This is a genomic window from Bradyrhizobium arachidis (assembly GCF_024758505.1).
GTDB lineage: Bacteria > Pseudomonadota > Alphaproteobacteria > Rhizobiales > Xanthobacteraceae > Bradyrhizobium > Bradyrhizobium manausense_C.
Genome location: NZ_CP077970.1, coordinates 893,635 through 911,368, shown reverse-complemented (window position 1 = coordinate 911,368; position 17,734 = coordinate 893,635). Strand labels below are relative to the sequence as shown.

General features: G+C 64.0%; 16 protein-coding genes. 7 read left to right on the top strand and 9 right to left on the bottom strand.

Annotated features, from left to right (window positions below):
- Positions 1-19 precede the first annotated feature (19 nt).
- Positions 20-778 (top strand): transglutaminase-like cysteine peptidase, encoded by a 759-nt coding sequence (locus KUF59_RS04275; protein WP_212460529.1) that lies wholly within the window; start codon positions 20-22, stop codon positions 776-778.
- A gap of 71 nt (positions 779-849) precedes the next feature.
- On the top strand, positions 850-1,971 hold the full coding sequence (locus KUF59_RS04270; protein ID WP_212460530.1) for a lysozyme inhibitor LprI family protein: 1,122 nt from the start codon (positions 850-852) through the stop codon (positions 1,969-1,971).
- Between the two features lie 180 nt (positions 1,972-2,151).
- Here KUF59_RS04270 and KUF59_RS04265 read toward each other — a convergent pair whose 3' ends face one another.
- The 6 genes from KUF59_RS04265 to KUF59_RS04240 all read right to left on the bottom strand — a co-directional run bounded on the left by KUF59_RS04265 (position 2,152) and on the right by KUF59_RS04240 (position 8,990).
- Positions 2,152-3,351 carry an ABC transporter substrate-binding protein gene (locus tag KUF59_RS04265; RefSeq protein WP_212460531.1) on the bottom strand — a complete coding sequence of 400 codons (1,200 nt, stop codon included), beginning with the start codon at positions 3,349-3,351 and terminating at the stop codon, positions 2,152-2,154.
- 126 nt (positions 3,352-3,477) lie between these two features.
- On the bottom strand, positions 3,478-5,316 hold the full coding sequence (locus KUF59_RS04260; protein WP_212460532.1) for an AMP-dependent synthetase/ligase: 1,839 nt from the start codon (positions 5,314-5,316) through the stop codon (positions 3,478-3,480).
- A gap of 93 nt (positions 5,317-5,409) precedes the next feature.
- The gene (locus tag KUF59_RS04255) at positions 5,410-6,198 is read right to left on the bottom strand and encodes an ABC transporter ATP-binding protein (RefSeq protein WP_212460533.1); all 789 of its coding nucleotides are present in this window, start codon (positions 6,196-6,198) and stop codon (positions 5,410-5,412) included.
- 4 nt (positions 6,199-6,202) lie between these two features.
- Positions 6,203-6,961 carry an ABC transporter ATP-binding protein gene (locus KUF59_RS04250; RefSeq protein ID WP_212460534.1) on the bottom strand — a complete coding sequence of 253 codons (759 nt, stop codon included), beginning with the start codon at positions 6,959-6,961 and terminating at the stop codon, positions 6,203-6,205.
- Positions 6,958-8,109 (bottom strand): branched-chain amino acid ABC transporter permease, encoded by a 1,152-nt coding sequence (locus KUF59_RS04245; RefSeq protein ID WP_258768377.1) that lies wholly within the window; start codon positions 8,107-8,109, stop codon positions 6,958-6,960. Before KUF59_RS04245 ends, KUF59_RS04250 begins: the two co-directional genes overlap by 4 nt.
- A 5-nt stretch (positions 8,110-8,114) precedes the next feature.
- Entirely contained in the window at positions 8,115-8,990 is an 876-nt protein-coding gene (locus tag KUF59_RS04240; RefSeq protein ID WP_212460536.1) for a branched-chain amino acid ABC transporter permease, read from the bottom strand.
- 264 nt (positions 8,991-9,254) lie between these two features.
- Here KUF59_RS04240 and KUF59_RS04235 point away from each other — a divergent pair, with 264 nt between their 5' ends.
- From KUF59_RS04235 to KUF59_RS04215, 5 genes are all read left to right on the top strand, one after another.
- Positions 9,255-10,001, top strand: a complete 747-nt coding sequence (locus KUF59_RS04235; protein ID WP_258769938.1) for an ABC transporter ATP-binding protein — start codon at positions 9,255-9,257, stop codon at positions 9,999-10,001.
- Entirely contained in the window at positions 9,998-11,524 is a 1,527-nt protein-coding gene (locus KUF59_RS04230; RefSeq protein WP_212460537.1) for a permease, read from the top strand. The genes KUF59_RS04235 and KUF59_RS04230 overlap by 4 nt, the downstream gene beginning before the upstream one ends.
- A gap of 101 nt (positions 11,525-11,625) precedes the next feature.
- On the top strand, positions 11,626-12,438 hold the full coding sequence (locus KUF59_RS04225) for an MBL fold metallo-hydrolase (protein WP_212460538.1): 813 nt from the start codon (positions 11,626-11,628) through the stop codon (positions 12,436-12,438).
- Between the two features lie 78 nt (positions 12,439-12,516).
- Positions 12,517-13,038, top strand: a complete 522-nt coding sequence (locus KUF59_RS04220) for a hypothetical protein (RefSeq protein ID WP_212460539.1) — start codon at positions 12,517-12,519, stop codon at positions 13,036-13,038.
- A gap of 111 nt (positions 13,039-13,149) precedes the next feature.
- Positions 13,150-14,208: an amidohydrolase family protein gene (locus KUF59_RS04215; RefSeq protein WP_212460540.1), complete on the top strand. Its 1,059-nt coding sequence runs from the start codon at positions 13,150-13,152 to the stop codon at positions 14,206-14,208.
- A 64-nt stretch (positions 14,209-14,272) separates the two neighbouring features.
- Here KUF59_RS04215 and KUF59_RS04210 read toward each other — a convergent pair whose 3' ends face one another.
- From KUF59_RS04210 to pcaB, 3 genes are all read right to left on the bottom strand, one after another.
- On the bottom strand, positions 14,273-14,722 hold the full coding sequence (locus KUF59_RS04210; RefSeq protein WP_212460541.1) for a cupin domain-containing protein: 450 nt from the start codon (positions 14,720-14,722) through the stop codon (positions 14,273-14,275).
- 274 nt (positions 14,723-14,996) lie between these two features.
- Entirely contained in the window at positions 14,997-16,253 is a 1,257-nt protein-coding gene (locus KUF59_RS04205) for an aminopeptidase (protein ID WP_212460542.1), read from the bottom strand.
- Between the two features lie 114 nt (positions 16,254-16,367).
- A complete protein-coding gene (gene pcaB / locus KUF59_RS04200) occupies positions 16,368-17,729 on the bottom strand; it encodes a 3-carboxy-cis,cis-muconate cycloisomerase (protein ID WP_212460543.1) in 1,362 nt (453 codons plus the stop codon).
- Positions 17,730-17,734: the final 5 nt, after the last annotated feature.

Below are 17,734 nucleotides of genomic sequence, written 5' to 3'. Positions count from 1 at the left end.
GCCGGACAGGGGATGTCAGATGGAGTCCGTTGCCAAATCGCGCGCCTGGCGCGCAGTTGTTGTCCTGTTCGGATTGATCCTCGCAGGCTCAGCCGCCGAGCTTCGCGCCGGCACCTTGCTGTCGCCGGGACCCGCCGCACTTGTGCGCAAATCCGGCGAGCCGTTCGGCTTGTTCGCCTTCGCCATCTCGCATGGTGGTCTCAGGCAGAAATGGTTCGGCATGAAGCAGAAGCTCGACGACGAGATGGTGCAGCTCGCGCTGTGCGACGGCGATCGCGAAAACTGCGTCTCGCCGGCGGCGCTCAAGCTGCTCGCCATCGTCGACCAGGCGCGGACTCGCGAAGGCCGCGCCCGGCTCGGCGAGACCAACCGCGCCATCAATCTCGCGATCAGGCCGGCCAGCGACGGCGCCGACGACGTCTGGAGCCCGCCGCTGTCGACCTTCGCCCGCGGCGCCGGCGACTGCGAGGACTATGCGATCGCAAAAATGGCCGCGCTGCGTCTTGCCGGCGTAGCCCCTGAAGACCTGCGGATCGTGGTCGTGCGCGACACGCAGGCCGGCGAAGAGCATGCGGTTGCCGCAGCAAAGCTCGACGGCCACTGGCTGATGCTGGACAACCGGCGCATGGCCATGGTCGAGGACGAGAATGCGAGGGGCTACCGGCCGCTGTTCGTGCTGTATCAGGCCGCCGTCATGAAATATGTCGACGAGCCGGTCGTCGCCGCGCAGCGGGACAACGCCCGTACCTCGCTGGTCGCTGCCAACGAGGCGCCTTGAGGCCCTAAGCCCTTTCCTTCGCGCCATCCGGGAAGCTAGCATGGCCACAACCATGCCCGGGGGCGAGTGGAATGCGGTTGATCTTACTGGTCGTGCTTGCGCTGTTGGTGTCGCCGGCATTTGCTCAATCCGGCAATTCCAACCGCTCCATCGCCGACAAGCTGCCGCTCTTTGCCAGGAACAATTGCGATCGGCAGCGCGATCCCGCCAACCAGCTCTTTTGCGGTGACGGCGAGCTTGCGGCTGCAGCCGAGAAGCTCGGTGCGGCGATCCAGGAACGCCTGGCCCGCCTGCCCGATCCGCTGCCCGCGATCCAGGAGAACGCGATCTGGCTCCGGCAACGCAATCTCGGTTGCGGCATTTTTGGCGGCACCGATACGGTGACCTATGAGGAGGTCGATTCCGTCAAGGCGTGCCTGCTGAAGGTCACCCTCGAGCGCGCTGCGATCCTGCGCGATCCCAATTTCGATTGCCTGGCAGCGAGCACGGCCGCCGGCGCGCTGATCTGCAGCGAGCCGTCGCTGGCGCTCGCCGAGACCGAGCTGAACGACATGGTCCACGACCTGATCGGCAAGCTCAATCCGACCGAAGCGCGCTTTGCCTTCGCCGAATTCGGCCGCTGGACGCGGGAGCGCGATCGCCAATGCAATCTGGTCGGCAAGGACAACGTGCCGCTGGACGAATTGACATCGTCGGAGCCCTGCCTGCAAGACTATCTCATCCGCAGGACCGCGGAGATCACGGCCGCCAAGGGCGATCCGAAGAAGGTGTTCGGCCGCCAGATCGCGGCGCGGCTGCCCAACACCGACGCCGTCGACTTCTGCGTCGCCCGGATCCATGCGGCCAATTCGTGCGGCAATTTCGTCCGGATCAACCGCGTGTTCGAGATGGACACCGAAGTGGCGGCGCAGGAGGCACTGGTCACGGCCGAGGTCGAGATGGTCGTGCTGTCGCCCTTCACTGGCTGCAGCAGCGTTGCGGCCACCTGCACGGGCACCTGCTGGGACCTCAAGACGGGCAACGCGCAAGCCGCGTCAGTCGCCAAGGAGCGTTCTTCCAAGGACAGTTTTAACGTGACACGCAGGCTGCGGGTCCAGAAGGCTTTTGCCTTCGAGAAGGCGGCCGACGGCTGGCGCTGCAAGGAGGACGGGCTCGCGCCGGTGGACTTTGGTGTCACGGCGGGGAGTCAGTAGGCGCTTACCCTCCCCTGGAGGGGGAGGGTCGCTTCGCATGGAGCAAAGCGGAATGCGAAGCGGGGTGGGGTGACGGTCTCTCCACGTCGGCCGCCGCCCGTGTTGAGAGATCACCCCACCCCGCTCGCGCTTCGCGCGATCGACCCTCCCCTCCAGGGGAGGGTGAAACGACCCGGCCAATCAGAACATCAGATTGTCCTTCACCAGGATCCAGCGGCCACCCTTGACCTGCTGCACCTGGGTGATGGTGTTGGCAAGGTGATTGGTCTTGGAGAACGTCGTCGGCGGCGAGTTGAAGATGTCGACGAACTTGTCGCCGGACTCCAGCGCCTCGAGCATCTTCTGCCCCGTCAGGTCCTTGCCGGCCTTCTGCGCATAGAAGGCGAAGGTCATCACCGCGTTGTAGCCAATGATGGCCTGGCTGTTGGCGTCGGTGCCGAACATCTTCTTGTAGTTGACGAGCCAGTCCTTGACCTTGCCCTTGGCCGTATCCTCGTAGGGGATCTCGAACGCACTCGCCGAATAGAGGCCTTCGACGGCGTCCTTGCCGAGCATGGGCACCTCCATCACGTTGACAGGGATCGCGCCAAGGAAGGTGACGTCCCAGCCGAGCTTCTTGGCCTCGGTCATGGTGCCGATGGGCTCACGCAGGATCGCCCCGAGCACGACGAGGTCGCAGCCGTCGGACTTCATCTTGGCGACCTGGGCGCTGAAGTCGGAGGCGCCGCGCTTGTAGCTCGTGATCGAGGCCGGCTGCACCTTCATGGCGGTAAGCTGCTGGTTGAAGCCGTCGAGGACGTTTTTGCCGTACTCGTCATCCTGATGCATGATGCAGGGCTTCTTGAAATTCTTCAGCTCCATCATGTATTTCAGCGCCGCGCGCGTGCTCTCGACGTAAGGAAGGAGGTTGCTGAACTTCAGCCGCTCCTGCGGCTTGGCCGGATCGAGCTTGTAGGTGAACTCGGCCGCCGTCAGCGGAAAGAGCTGGAGCACGCCGGCGTCGAGCAAAATATCCTGCGCGGCGAGCACGGTCGGCGATCCCATCGGTCCGACCATCGCGAAGATCTTGTCACGCTCGATCAGCTTTTGCGAAGCCAGCACGGCCTTTTTTGGATCGTAGCCGCTGTCCTCGACCACCAGTCGAATCTTGCGGCCATTGACGCCGCCGGCGGCGTTGACCTCCTCGACCGCCATCTTCATGCCGTTGGAGACCGGCACGCCCCAGCCCTTGATCGGACCCGATAGATCCTGATGGGTGCCGATGACGATCTCGCTTCCCGAGATGCCCTCATTGGTGACTTTGGTCTGCGCTGCGGCCGGCAGATGCGCGAGCACCACAGCGCCCACCGCAAGGCCGACCGCCCTGAACGATTTCGACATTGACGTCTCCTCTCCCTGGCCCGTGTTGCGCGGAGGGCGTGGCCATCGCTCCTTCGCTGTTCTCAGCCTCTTTCTTGCATGGCCCTTATCGGAAAACCGGTTCCCACTTTTCCGGGGCCATGCGCCTCACGCCACCGCGCGCTCGCGATACATCGCGTCGATCTCGGTGGCGTAACGCTTGTTCACGAAGCTGCGCTTCAGCTTCATGGTCGGCGTCAGCTCCTCGTCCTCAGGCGTGAGCTGGCGTTCGATCAGGTAGAACTTCTTGATGGTCTCGACGCGGGCGAGGTTGGCGTTGACCGCCTCGATCTCGCGCTGGATCAGGTTCTGGATCTCCACCGCCCGGCACAGGCTCGCATAATTGGTGAAGGGGATGTCGTGGTCCTGTGCGAATTTTTCGACGTTCTCCTGGTCGATCATGACGAGGCAGGTCAGATACGGCCGCTTGTCGCCGACCACGACGGCGTCCGAGATATAGGGCGAGAATTTGAGCTGGTTCTCGATCTCCGACGGCGTGATGTTCTTGCCGCCGGAGGTGATGATGATGTCCTTCATCCGGTCGGTGATCTTGACAAAACCTTCGGTGTCGATCGCGCCGACGTCGCCGGTGTGCAGCCAGCCGCGCTGGTCGATCGTCTCCGCGGTCTTCTCCGGCTGGTTGAGATAGCCCATGAACAGGAAGTCGCCCTTGATCAGGATCTCGCCCTCCGGCGACAGGCTGACCTCGCCCCATGGCACGGCCTTGCCGACCGAGCCGAGCTTGATGCGGTCCGCGGGCATCAAGGTCGCCACGCCGCAATTCTCGGTCTGGCCGTAGACCTCATGCATGTCGATGCCGAGCGCGAGATACCAGCGGATCAGATCCGGCGCGATCGGTGCGGCGCCCGTGAAGGCGGTTCGGCAGCGATCGAGCCCAATCATGCGGCGGATGTTGCGGAACACCAGCCAATAGGCGAGGCGGTTGGCGACCTTGAGCGAAAGCGAGGGCTGACCGCCCTCGAGCCGGCAATCGGTCACGCGATTGCCGATGCCGATGGCGCGCCGATAGACCCATTGCTGGAGCGGCGTCGCATCCTTCAGCGCGATGGTGACGGCCGAGTAGAATTTCTCCCAGACGCGCGGCACCGCGAGGAACGTGGTTGGCTGCACCTCGCGCAGATTGTCCGGCACCGTCTCCGGGCTCTCGGCAAAGTTCATCACTGAACCCAGCGCAACGGAGATGTAATAACCACCGACGCGCTCGGCGACGTGGCAGAGCGGCAGGAAGATCAGCCGCTCCTCGTGCTCCTGCGCCGGAATGAAATCATTGGCGTGCCGCATCTGATGCACGACGCTGCGGTTGGCATGCATCGCGCCCTTGGGCGGGCCGGTGGTGCCTGACGTGTAGACGAGAACCGCGAGGTCGTCCCGGCCGCGGCTGTCGATCATCTCCTGCCACAGCAGCTCGCGGCCCACCATGTGGTTGCGGCCGAGCGCGCGGAATTCGTCAAGCGACATCACCATGTCGTCGATGAACCCGCTCAGCCCCTCCATGTCGAACACGATGATCTTGCGGAGCGTCGGGCAGCGGGCGCGGCAGGCCAGCACCTTGTCGAGTTGCTCCTCGTCCTCGGCGAAGATGACCTTCGTCGCGGAATCGTTGACGAGATATTCGACCTGCGCCGAGGAGTCGGTCGGATAGATGCCTGACGAGACGCCGCCGGCGCACAGGATGCCCATGTCGGCATAAACCCATTCCGGCACCGCGTTGGCGATGATGGAGGCGACGTCGCCGGGTGCGAAGCCCGATGCATGCAGCGCATAGGCGACCTCCTTCGAGATCCCCAGCCATTGCCGCCAGCTCGTCGGCTGCCAGATGCCGAACTTCTTCTCGCGGATCGCGGGCTTGTCGCCACGCGTCTCAGCCGCGAGCAGAAAACTCTTCGCAATCGTGTCGGCGACCGTCAGCACCGCCGGTCTGGCCATGCTCGTTTCCTCCTTGTCGCCCCCTTCTCGCTGCCGCCTTGACGACGGTCTATCTCCGCAAAAGGGGAAGCCATATCTAACGCCAAGTCCTTTTCAACGCCACGTTTTCTTCTTTTTCCAGCGCCGTTCACCCCGGGCACCTGCTTCCTTGGCCCCAAGGTAAAATTCCTGGATGTCCTGGGAATGCATCAAGCGGTCGCAGGTGTCGTTCATGACGACACGGCCGATCTCCAGCACGTAGCCGTAATGAGCCGTTTCCAGTGCCACCTTGGCATTCTGCTCGACCAGCAGGATCGACATGCCCTGCTCCTCGTTGACGCGGCGGATGATCGTGAAAATCTCCTTCACCAGGATCGGCGACAGCCCAAGCGACGGCTCGTCGAGCAGCAATAGCGTCGGCCGGTTCATCAGCGCGCGTCCGATCGCGAGCATCTGCTGCTCGCCGCCCGAGAGCTGGCCGGCAGGCTGATTGATGCGCTCGCGCAATCGCGGGAAATAGCCGTAGACGCGCTCCAGATCCTCGGCGACGCCGTCACGGTCCTTGCGCGGATAGGCGCCCATCATCAGGTTCTCGCGCACCGAGAGGAACGGGAACACCTCCCGCCCCTCCGGCACATGGCTGAGGCCCAGCCGCACGATTTTGTCGGCCTCCATGCGCTGGATCGACTTGCCCATGAACTCGATCGAGCCCTTCTGCGGATCGAGAATGCCCGAGATCGTCTTCAGCACCGTGGTCTTGCCGGCGCCGTTGGCCCCGAGCAGCGTGACGATGCGGCCGCGCGGCACCTCGAGCGAGATGCCGCGGATCGCCATGATCGGCCCGTAGTAGCTCTCGACATTGCTGAGCTTGAGGATGATGTCTGATGTGACGGCTGCATCCATCGCTTCAGGCTCCGAGATAGGCGGCGACGACGTCGGGATGCTGCTGCACCTCGGACGGAGAGCCCATTGCCAGGACGCGGCCGTAGTTCAGCGCGATCACGCGATCGGAGACCCGGGTGACCAGCGACATGTCGTGCTCGACCATCAGGACGGTGATGCCGAGTTCGTTCTTCAGGTCGCGGATCCAGAACGACATGTCGTCGGTCTCCTCCACGTTCAGCCCCGACGACGGCTCGTCCAGGAGGATCAGCTTTGGCTCGGAGCAGAGCGCCCGGGCGAGTTCGATCACCTTGCGCACGCCGTAAGGCAGGCCCGAGATCAGCTTGTCGCGATAGGGCTCGAGGTCGAGGAATTCGATGACCTGCTCGACCCGGCGCCGATGCACCTTCTCGTTCGCCCGCACGCTCGGCAGGAATAGCAGCTCCTGCCAGAGCTGCGTCGTCGAATGCCGGTGACGGCCGACCAGGAGGTTGGCAAGCACGCTCGCATTCTCGAACAGCTCGATGTTCTGGAAGGTGCGGGCGATGCCGAGCTTTGCGATGTCGTAGGGCGGCTGTTCCGTGATGTCCTGGTCCTCGAAATAGATCCGGCCGGAAGTCGGCCGGTAGATCCGCGAGATCAGGTTGAAGATCGAGCTCTTGCCGGCGCCGTTCGGGCCGATGATCGAAAGGATCTCGCCCTTCTCGACCGCGAAGGAGACGGCATCCACCGCTTTGAGGCCGCCGAAATGCAGCGACAGGTTCTCGGCGCGAAAATAGCTCATCGGTTCCGCTCCGATTTCACGTAGATCTTCTGCCGCTTGAAGGTGGCACGCTTGTAGAGCGGGAAGAGCTGGAAGAAGAGCTTGATCTTCAGCCAGCGGCCGTAGATGCCGAGCGGCTCGAACAGCACGAACAGCATGATGATGATTCCATAGATCGCGCCTTTCAGCCCGTTGAGCGACGCGAAGGCGGCAACGCTCGACTGAATGCTCGCGGCCCGCTCGTTGCCCGCCCCGAAGGTTGCGGCGACGCCGGCGATGATGCCGGGCATGTCGTCCTTCAAATAGGTCAGGAACGGATCGATCATCACGATGAAGATCGCGCCCAGCACCGCGCCGTGCAGGCTGAAGGTGCCGCCGATCAGGATCACGATGATGAACTCGATCGAGAGCTGCAGCGTGAACATCTCCGGCGAGATGAATGAGAGCTTGTGCGCGAACAGCACGCCGGCAAAGCCGGTGATCGCCGCAGAGATCGCGAACGACTTCACCTTGTAGAGCGCGACGTTGACGCCCATGCTGCGCGCCGCGGTCTCGGAATCGCGGATCGCGACGAAGGCGCGCCCCGTGGGCGAGCGCAGCAAATTGAGCGTGCCGACGATGGTCAACACCAGCACGGCCAGGCACAGGAAATAGAAGGCGGGACTGTCGCGCGGCACCGCGACGCCGAGCAGCGACAGCGTCTTGACCCGCATGCCCTCATTGCCGTTGGTGACGCTCTCCCAGCGCGCCAAAATCTCCTCGACGATCAAGGCAAAAGAGATGGTGGCGATGACGAGGTAGATGCCGGTCAGGCGCAGGGCGGGAAAGCCGACCATCGCACCGATGAGACCGGTCAAAGCTCCGGCGGCGAGGAAGTAGACGGGGAACGGCACGTTGTATTTCTGCAAATAAGCCGCGGTGTAGGCGCCGATCGCGAGGAAGGCGGCGTGGCCGAGCGAGGCCTGCCCGGTGAAGCCGGTCAGGATCAAGAGCGCCACGCCGACTGTCGCATAGATGCAGACGAAGACGAGCTGGCTCATCAGATAGCTGGAGAGCACGTAGGGTGCAGCCAGCAGCAGCGCGATCAGGATGCCGTAGGAGACGTAGTAACCGGAATGCGGGAACAGCTTGATGTCGTCTTCGTAGTCGGTCTTGAACAAAAAGCGCATGGCGTTCAGACCTTCTTGCGGACGTGAAGGCCGAACAGACCTTCGGGCTTCAACAGCAGCACGGCGAGGAGCACGATATAGGGTGCGGCGTCCTTCCAGCCTTCGGGCAGATAGAAGCCGGCCATGCTCTCGATCACGCCGATCAGCACGCCGCCGACGACAGCGCCGGGAATCGAGCCGAAGCCGCCGAGCACCGCGGCCGGAAAAGCCTTCAGGCCGAGCACGAGGCCGACATTGGAATGGATGAAGGTGATCGGCGCGAGCAGCACGCCGGCGCAGGTCGCGACCGCTGCGCTGATCGCCCAGACGATCGACACCACGCGCTTGACCGGAATGCCCATGTAGTAGGCCGCCAGCATGTTCTCGGAACTCGCCCGCATCGCGGTGCCGAGCGTCGTCTTGTTGAAGAAGAGATAGAGTAGCGCGCACAGGATGATTGTGGCCGCGATCACCGAAAGCTTGTCGTAGGCGAGCACCAGCGCGCCGATACGCAGCACGCCCTGGCTGAACGGCGTCTCGATCTTCAAGTCGTCGGTGCCCCAGATCATGCCGGCGATCGAGCGCAGGAAGTAGCCGAGCCCGATGGTCGCCATGATGATGGAGAATTGCGGATAGCCGAGGATCGGCCGCACCACGACCCGCTCGGCCAGCATGCCGAACAGCGCCATGGCGGCGACGGCACCGGCAAAACCGAGCCAGTAGTTGAGGCCCATCATGCCAATGAAGGTGAAGGCGAAGAAGCCGCCCAGCATCATCAGATCGCCTTGGGCGAAGTTGACGACTTCGGTTGCCTTGTAGACGAGCACGAAACCGAGCGCGATCAGGCCGTACACGCAGCCGAGCGCGATTCCGCTAACGAGCTGCTGAACGAAGTCCAGCATGGCCGTTCACCCTCCCCGATGCAAACAGCGGCTCTTTTGACCGCCTTGCCGCATCTTGTGTCCAGTCGCTACGCAGCAGTTCGTGCCGCTGTCGTGCGTCATTTGCCCTGACGCAATTCAGCCTGAACCGCCAAGCGCTGTCAACAAACGCTAAAGTCGAGCATGCCGTGCCGGATGACGGAATTTGCAGCAATGCGATTCACGGTGCCGAAACATCTTCGGGTCATGGTCGCGAGCAATGCAAAACCGGGCGGTGTCCTTGTCATGAAGCCGGAAAAATCGGCACTCGACGTGCGAGGGTTAACGAAGCGTTTTGACCGTTTGGCGGTCGATTCCCTCGATCTCACCATTCATGCCGGTGAATTCTATGCCCTGGTCGGCCCGAACGGCGCGGGCAAGACCACGACTCTGCGCATGGTCGCGGGGCTGTTGCGGCCGGATGCCGGGGCAGTTTCGATCTTCGGCGTCGATGCCCTCGCCGATCCCGTCGCTGCCAAACAGGTGATGGCGTGGGTGTCCGACGAGCCCATGATCTACGACAAGCTGACGCCGCTCGAATATCTCGAATTTGTCGCCGGCCTTTGGGGCATCGATCCCGCAACCTCCGAACCTGCCGCGCAGGAACTCCTGACGTCGCTCGGGCTCGAACCGCACAAGCACGAGCGCTGCGAGGGATTTTCCAAGGGTATGCGCCAGAAAGTCGCGCTGGCCGGCGCGCTGGTCCACGATCCCCGTCTCATCATCCTCGACGAGCCGCTGACCGGCCTCGATGCCGTCTCGGCGCGTCATCTGAAAGGGCTGCTGGCCGAGCGCGTCCGTGCCGGATGCACGGTCATCATGACCACGCATATCCTGGAGGTCGCCGAGCGGATGGCCGACCGGATCGGCGTGATCGCATCGGGCCGCCTGGTTGCGGAAGGTACGCTCGCCGAGCTGCGCCAGCAGAACGGCCATACCGACACCAGCCTGGAAGATCTCTTCATCGCGCTGGTCACGCTCGAGGCCGCATGAGCACGGCCACGGCCCTCTCCTGGTTCGCGCGCCACGAGCTCCGGCTCGCCTGGCGCGAATGGCTCGCGATGATGACGGGCGGGCGGCGCAAGCGGAAGCACGCCGCGGTGATCGGCCTCATCATCTTCGCCGCGATCCTGCATCTGCCGGCCTGGGCCGTGATCGGTCGCTTCGCCGACCTGCAGATGCCGATCGACAAGCCCTCGCTGATCGTGATCTCGACCACAATCCTGCTCGCCTGGGCCCTGATGCTGTCGCAGGCGATCGAATCGGTGACGCGCGTGTTCTACGCCCGCGCCGACCTCGATCTCATCATGTCCTCGCCGGCAAAGCTCACCAACCTGTTCTCGGTGCGGATCGCCGCGATCGCACTTGCGATCACGACGATGGCGCTCTTGCTGTCGACGCCGTTCATCGACGTGCTCGTGATCGGCGGCGGGCCGCGATGGCTCGCGGCGTTCGGCGTGGTCGTCGCCATGGGCCTCTCGGCCGCGGCGATCGCGATCGCCATCACCATCCTCCTGTTCCGGCTGATCGGGCCGGCGCGGACGCGCTTCATTGCACAGATCGTCGCCGCGATCATCGGCGCCGGCTTCGTCATCGCGCTGCAGATCGCGGCGATCATGTCCTACGGCACGCTGTCGCGCTTCGCGGTGCTGACCTCGGAAGCGGCGGCCGCCCACGCACCCGACACTGGCAGCATTGTCTGGTGGCCGGCGCGGGCCACGATGGGCGAGAGCGAGCCGCTCCTGCTTCTGCTTGCGCTCGGCCTCGTGCTGCTCGGCAGCGTGATGGCGGTCTTCTCGGGCCGCTTTGCCGACACCGCGATCGACGCAGCCGCCTATGGCACGTCCGGCCGCAAGTCCGTGCGCGAGCGGCGGTTCCGCACCGGCTCGCGGCAGCAGGCGCTGCGCCGCAAGGAGTTCATGTTGCTGTGGCGCGATCCCTGGCTGATCTCGCAGACGCTGATGCAGCTCCTCTATCTGGTGCCGCCGGCGCTGCTGTTGTGGCGCAGCTTTGCCGAGAGTTCTGCCGCGCTGGTGCTGATCACACCCGTGATCGTCATGGCGGCGGGACAGCTCGCGGGCGGCCTGGCCTGGCTGACCATATCAGGCGAGGATGCCGCCGATCTGGTGGCGACCGCACCGCTCGCGCCGTCGCGCATGATCCGCGCCAAGATCGAGGTGGTGCTGATCGCCATAACAGTCATCTTCGCGCCCCTGATCGCCGCCCTCGCCTTTGCCTCGGTCAGCCAAGCCGCGATCACGGCAGGCGCGATCATCGTCAGTGCGGCCTGCGCCACCGCGATCCAGCTCTGGTTCAGGGTGCAGGCCAAGCGCAGCCAGTTTCGCCGCCGCCAGACCTCCTCGCGGCTCGCAACCTTTGCGGAAGCCTTCTCCTCCATCGGCTGGGCGGCGAGCGCCGCGCTGCTGCTGGCGATCCCCATCGCCGGCCTCATCAGCGGCCTGATCACCGCGAGCCTCGTCGCCGCCACCTGGAAGTTCAGCCCCAAGCGGGACTAAACCGCGATGGGTGCGACACTGACGCGCTGTTGATCGCGGCCTGTTGGCCGCCAGCCGGATTGCACGTTACACTCCGCAAAACCCTCCCTGGGGACGGACCTATGTGGCGACTGCTATCTGCGGCCCTGGCGCTGCTTGGCGCGACCCTGACATCTGCCCTCGCGCAGCCAGTCCAGCGCAGCGAATGCCTGGCGATGGCGAATGCGCCGCCGCGCGTCACGCCGGTCGCGTTCCGGCAGGCCGCGGCTGCCGCCGAGGTCGAGATCACCTATGCCGGGCATTCCACCTATTTCATCGACACGCCGGGTGGCCTGCGGATCGCGACCGATTATAGCGGGGCCTATCAGGTCGGCCGGCTTCCCGACGTCGCGACCATGAACAAAGCCCACAGCACGCATTACACTCTATATCCCGACAAGCGCATCCCGAACGTGCTGCATGGCTGGGGCGAGGACGGCAAGCCGGCGATCGTTTCGACCCGGATCGGAGATGCCTTCATCCGCAACGTCACGACCGACATCCGCCGCTATTTTGGCGACGATTTCGGCGTCGACATGATCCGCGACGGCAATTCCATCTTCATCTTCGAAGTCGCAGGGCTCTGCATCGGCCATCTCGGCCACCTCCACCACAAGCTCGACGATTCCCATTTCGCCCAGATCGGGCGGCTCGACATCGTGATGGTGCCGATCGACGGCACCTACACCATGTCGCTCGGCGGCATGTCTGACATCACAAAACGGCTGCGCTCCTCCGTGGTGCTGCCGATGCACCGCTTCGCCACGCCGCTCGACGAGTTCATGCGCAGGATCGGCCAGGAGTTCGAGATCGACCGGCGGTACGAGCGCAGTTTCCGGATTTCACGGGATTCTTTACCGAGCACGCCGACGGTGATCATCCTCGACGGCGTCTGACGGGGCCGACGACGGCGCAATTTTCTCCAAGCCGATCGCGGCTCAGCCGTGCTGATTTCCCTGCAACAGGAGATCGACATGAGCGACTTTGCAAAATTCCTGCATGCGGACGGGCCGAACGCGGAGCATGCGCGCGCATTGCAACTCTACGGCCGCTTCGTCGGCGATTGGGACGCCGAGATCACGGCCCACGCGCCCGACGGGACCACGCACCGCGCCACCGGCGAAATCCATTTCGGCTGGGTGCTGGAAGGGCGCGCGGTCCAGGATGTCTGGATGATCCCACGCCCGGCCGGCGCCGCGGCCTTCCCCATTGCCGGCAATTGGTACGGCACGACGCTGCGCGTCTACGATCCAACCATCGACGCCTGGCGCATCACTTGGATGGACCCGGGCCGCAGCGTGTTCCGCCAGCAGATCGGCCGCGCAAAAGGCGAGGACATCGTCCAGGAGGGCACGACTGAGGCTGGCGATCTCTCGCGCTGGAGCTTCACAAAAATCACGGAAAATTCCTTCCATTGGCTGGGCGAGGCCAAGGGCGCCAACGCGCCGGACTGGCGGCTGATAGTAGACGTGAAGGCGTCGCGGCGGGCGGCCTGAGCTGCTGCTGCCCTGCTCCTGCCGGAGGGCGCGGTTGCGCGACGCGCGCTGCCGCTCCCGCCCGCGTGGTGTTAGCCTCGCCGGCAAAGAGAACAAAGGGGAGCGACGCCGATGGCTGCGAGCAGCATGCCCGCCAACAAAAGCGGACTTTTTGCCGATCCGCGCGAGGACTGGCTCGCGCTGCATCAGGAAGAGGTCATCGATCCCGCGCGCAGAATCGTCGACCCGCATCACCATCTCTGGGATCGTGGCGGCCAGCGCTATCTGATCGAGGAGATGGTGTCCGACATCAACTCCGGCCACAACATCATCGGCACGGTCTATGTCGACTGCCGCTCGATGTATCGCGCGCACGGGCCGGAGGCATTCCGCCCCGTCGGCGAGGTCGAGTTCGCCAATGGCGTCGCCGCGATGAGCGCGAGCGGTGGCTACGGCAAGGCCGCGATCTGCGCCGGCATCGTCAGCCACGCCAACCTGTTGCTCGGCGAGCAGGCCAAGGGGGTGCTGGAAGCCGAGATTCCCGCCGGCAACGGCCGCTTCCGCGGCATCCGCCATTCCTCCGCCTGGGACGAGGATCCGACTGTTGCCGGCATGTATGCCAACCGGCCGAAGGGACTGCTGCTCGACGAGACTTTCCGCAAAGGCTTTGCCTGCCTGGCGCCGCTGAACCTGAGTTTTGACGCCTGGCTGTTTCATCCGCAGATCGGCGAGCTCACCGATCTCGCGCGTGCCTTTCCCGACACGAACATCGTGCTCGACCATTGCGGCGGGCCGGCCGGCGTCGGCCGCTTCGCAGGTAGGCGCGAGGAGGAATTCTTGGTCTGGCGCGCGTCGATCCGCGAGATCGCCAAATGCGAGAACGTCGTGGTCAAGCTCGGCGGTCTCGCGATGTGCCTGCTCGGCTACGACTTCCATCTGCGCCCGAAGCCGCCATCGTCAGAGGAAGCGGCTGCGGCTTGGCGGCCCTATATCGAGACCTGCATCGAGGCCTTTGGCGTGAAGCGCGCGATGTTCGAAAGCAATTTCCCGCCGGACAAGGGCCAGTGCAGCTATCAGGTGATCTTCAACGCCTTCAAGCGCATCGCTGCGCCCATGAGCGAAGCCGAGAAGACGGCACTGTTCTCGCAGACCGCGACCGAGTTTTATCGGCTCGAGCTGCCACAGGCCTGACATGAAAGAAGGGCCGGGACCGAGGTCCCGACCCTTCTCACGCTGGGAAGCGCTCGGTCGAAAGTTAGCTGGCGCCGACGAGGCTCGTGGAGCCACGCTCGCCGGGGGCGAAGAACATCTTCTTCAGCTTGTTGACGGCGCGGATCACGAAGCCGAGCCAGATCGGGCTGGTCTTGCGGCAGAAGGCGATCTTCTTGACATGGCCCTCGACATGCCATTTGGCATGCGCGCCGTCGCGGAAGAAGATGACATCGCCGACGCCGTAGCGCTTCGGCGGAAGCCCATCGCTTTCGAGCACGATCGATCCTTCCAGGATCATGATCGTCTCGTCGAAATCATAGTACCAGTTGAACTTGCCCTCGGTGCAGTGCCAGATCAGCGAGGTGGCGGTGCCATCCGCGCTGGTCGAGAGCGCATGCGAGCTGGCTTGCGGGTTGCCTTCGATGATCCAGCTTGGCTCGATCGGCGCCGGCTTGAGCTCGACGTTGCAATGGCCGGTTTCAATAAGCGACATCGGAGCACCTCAACAGGATTGATAAAGTGTGAATGCCGGCGCGAGCCGGGTCCAAAACGATGCCGAAGACGCTAGTTGCCGATTTTTAATTCTTCCTTACGCGGCGTCGCGGAATCAGCCGCAAGTTGCAGGAGCGACGGGCTTAACGCGAAATTCCCTTGCAAATTCCCGCAGATGACGCCGCGCTCTCCCAGCATGCGACAAAAAGCGCGAGGCCTCGGGCGAGGCCTCGCGCTCCTGTCGATACGGGTTCCCTTGGAATTATCCTTGGGGCCTAGCGCGCCCACTCGCCCTTGCGGAACACCGGCTCCTTGCTGCCGTCGGCGTGGATGCCGTCGATGTCGGTTTCGGCCGAGCCGATCATCCAGTCGATATGGATCAGGCTCTGGTTGCCGCCCTGCGCCGCGATCTGTTGCGGCGTCAGCTTGGCGCCGTTGACGAAGCATTTTGAATAGCACTGGCCGAGCGCGATGTGGGAGGCTGCGTTCTCGTCGAACAGCGTGTTGAAGAACAACAGGCCGCTCTGCGAGATCGGCGAGGAATGCGGAACCAGCGCCACCTCGCCGAGCCGCCGCGCGCCCTCGTCGGTGTCGAGCACCTTGTTCAAGACTTCCTCGCCGCGCGAGGCGCGGGCCTCAACGATGCGGCCGTCCTCGAAACGCACCGCGATGTCATCGATCAGCGTGCCCTGGTAGGACAGCGGCTTGGAGCTGACCACATGGCCATAGACGCGCCGGCAGTGCGGCGTGGTGAAGACTTCTTCGGTCGGGATGTTGGCGTTGCAGCTGATGCCGTTCTTGGAGGTCGACGCGCCGCCCTCCCATTCATGGCCGTCGGCGAGACCGATGGTGAGATCGGTGCCGGGCCCGGTGTAATGCAGCGCGCGGAAACGCTTGCCGTTGAGCCAGTCGGTGCTTTGACGCAGCACCGCGTTATGCTTGGCCCAATTGCTGATCGCATCCTCACGGTCGACGCGGGACGCCGCAAAAATTGCGTCCGCCAGCTTGCCGATCGCCACGTCCTCGGCATCGTCGGGGAAGACCTGCTGCGCCCAGGACGCGCTCGGATAGGCGATGATGTTCCAGTTGGTGTCGAAGTTGACGATCTTCTCCAATGCCGGCTGATAGGCCATGGAATTGGCCTTGCTGGCGCGGGCGACCTTTGACGGATCCTCGCTCGACAGCAGCATCGGGTTATCGCCGACGATCGCAAGGCGCGCGGTGTTGTCGGAGAACGCCTTGGCCATGCCCTCGTAGAGCCAGCTTGCCGCGCGATCAAAACTGTTGTCGTGACCGTAACGGTAACGCGACAACGTCACCTCTTCGTCCGACAGGATCGGCGTGACGAGACCGGCACCGGCCTTGTAGGCGTGGACCGCGATCCGCCGCACCAACGGCAGCGCGACCGACGGCGCGGTCAGCAGCAGATCCTGGCCCGGCCGCAAGCCCAAGCCCACCTTCACCGCCACCTCGGCCAGCCGGTCGAGCTTTGCGGGGTCGATGGTCGTATTGGAATTGCGGTGATCGGTCATGCCTGGTCCTCTGCGGGTCGTTCACTTGCATCTAAGTCTATCATCGCATGGCGCAAGAGCACGAGGCAATTGCGCGCAACACAGCCAGATACGCAGTTTCACGCAGTTTGGTTTTCAACGCGTTGAAGATTTGAGCACCCGATCGACCATTTCTGGTGCAAGACCGAGGTAATTTTTCGGTGAAGTCAGTGCCTCGATTGTGGCACGATCGATCCGGTCGGATATACGCGGATCGGCGGCGAGCGCATCGGCAAGCCGCAGACCCTTCTCGTTGGCAAGCCGGCAGGCGTCATAGACCACGTCGTGCGCCTCCTGCCGCCCGATCTGCGGCGCGAGCCCCATCATGACGGCTTCCGCGACGATCAGCCCGCGGCTGATGGACAAATTTTCATCCATCTTGTTTTCGTCCACGATGAGGCCGGCGAGCGCGAATTTCGCCTGATGCAGGGCGCCGGCGGTCAGCACGAAACTTTCGGGAATCGCCATCCATTCGGCATGCCAGGGACCGGTTGCGCGCTCAAAGTCCTGCACCATGGCGTCCAGCATCAGGCCGGCGTGCTGGCGCACGGCCTTGGAGGCCGCGAGCATCAGCTCCGAGGAGATCGGGTTGCGCTTCTGCGGCATGGTCGAGGATGCGCCGCGTCCCTTAACGAAGGGTTCGTAGACCTCAGCGAATTCGGTCGAGGCCATGATCATGATGTCGAGCGCGATCTTGCCGAGCGAACCGGTGACGAGCGCCAGGAAATTCACGGCTTCCGCGAGGCCGTCGCGTGCCACATGCCAGGTCGAGACGGGAATGGCGAGCTTCAACTCCTCGCAGAGCGCCTCTTGCACCTTGAGCCCCTTATCCCCGAGCGAGGCCAGCGTGCCGGCGGCACCGGCGAACTGACCGACCAGAACGCGCGGCTTCAATTGGGTGAGCCGTTCGGCGTGGCGATCGAACATCGCGAGCCAGATCGCGGTCTTGTAGCCGAAGGTGACCGGCAAGGCCTGCTGCAGATGGGTGCGCCCCGCCATCGGCGTGTCGCGGTAGCGTTTGGACAGATTTGCGAGGATGCCGCGCAGGGCGGCGATATCCGCTTCGATGATCTCAAGGCCGGCGCGGAGCTGAAGCACCACGGCGGTATCCATGATGTCCTGCGTGGTCGCGCCCCAATGCACGTAGCGGCCCGCCTCGCCGCACTGCTTCACCATCTGATGCACCAGCGGCAGGATCGGATAGCCGACGATGTCGGTCTCCTGCCGCAGCAGGTCGAAATCGAGCTTGCTGACGTCGGTCCGCGCCGCAATCTCGTCCGCCGCCTCCTGCGGGATCACCCCGCACCGCGCCTCGGCTTTTGCCAGCGCGACCTCGACCTCGGCGTAACGCGAGACCAGCGCGAAGTCCGAAAACACCTCCCGCATCCGCGGCGTGCCGAAGGCATCGCGAAACAGGATGGAGTCGAGCACGGTGGTGGAGGTCGGAAAGGCGGGCATGGGCG

Excerpts from the sequence above, each read along its gene's own strand:
- KUF59_RS04275 (WP_212460529.1), top strand. The coding sequence starts at position 20 with ATGGAGTCCGTTGCCAAATCGCGCGCCTGGCGCGCAGTTGTTGTCCTG.
- KUF59_RS04270 (WP_212460530.1), top strand. The coding sequence starts at position 850 with ATGCGGTTGATCTTACTGGTCGTGCTTGCGCTGTTGGTGTCGCCGGCA.
- KUF59_RS04265 (WP_212460531.1), bottom strand. The coding sequence starts at position 3,351 with ATGTCGAAATCGTTCAGGGCGGTCGGCCTTGCGGTGGGCGCTGTGGTG.
- KUF59_RS04260 (WP_212460532.1), bottom strand. The coding sequence starts at position 5,316 with ATGGCCAGACCGGCGGTGCTGACGGTCGCCGACACGATTGCGAAGAGT.
- KUF59_RS04255 (WP_212460533.1), bottom strand. The coding sequence starts at position 6,198 with ATGGATGCAGCCGTCACATCAGACATCATCCTCAAGCTCAGCAATGTC.
- KUF59_RS04250 (WP_212460534.1), bottom strand. The coding sequence starts at position 6,961 with ATGAGCTATTTTCGCGCCGAGAACCTGTCGCTGCATTTCGGCGGCCTC.
- KUF59_RS04245 (WP_258768377.1), bottom strand. The coding sequence starts at position 8,109 with ATGCGCTTTTTGTTCAAGACCGACTACGAAGACGACATCAAGCTGTTC.
- KUF59_RS04240 (WP_212460536.1), bottom strand. The coding sequence starts at position 8,990 with ATGCTGGACTTCGTTCAGCAGCTCGTTAGCGGAATCGCGCTCGGCTGC.
- KUF59_RS04235 (WP_258769938.1), top strand. The coding sequence starts at position 9,255 with ATGAAGCCGGAAAAATCGGCACTCGACGTGCGAGGGTTAACGAAGCGT.
- KUF59_RS04230 (WP_212460537.1), top strand. The coding sequence starts at position 9,998 with ATGAGCACGGCCACGGCCCTCTCCTGGTTCGCGCGCCACGAGCTCCGG.
- KUF59_RS04225 (WP_212460538.1), top strand. The coding sequence starts at position 11,626 with ATGTGGCGACTGCTATCTGCGGCCCTGGCGCTGCTTGGCGCGACCCTG.
- KUF59_RS04220 (WP_212460539.1), top strand. The coding sequence starts at position 12,517 with ATGAGCGACTTTGCAAAATTCCTGCATGCGGACGGGCCGAACGCGGAG.
- KUF59_RS04215 (WP_212460540.1), top strand. The coding sequence starts at position 13,150 with ATGGCTGCGAGCAGCATGCCCGCCAACAAAAGCGGACTTTTTGCCGAT.
- KUF59_RS04210 (WP_212460541.1), bottom strand. The coding sequence starts at position 14,722 with ATGTCGCTTATTGAAACCGGCCATTGCAACGTCGAGCTCAAGCCGGCG.
- KUF59_RS04205 (WP_212460542.1), bottom strand. The coding sequence starts at position 16,253 with ATGACCGATCACCGCAATTCCAATACGACCATCGACCCCGCAAAGCTC.
- pcaB (WP_212460543.1), bottom strand. The coding sequence starts at position 17,729 with ATGCCCGCCTTTCCGACCTCCACCACCGTGCTCGACTCCATCCTGTTT.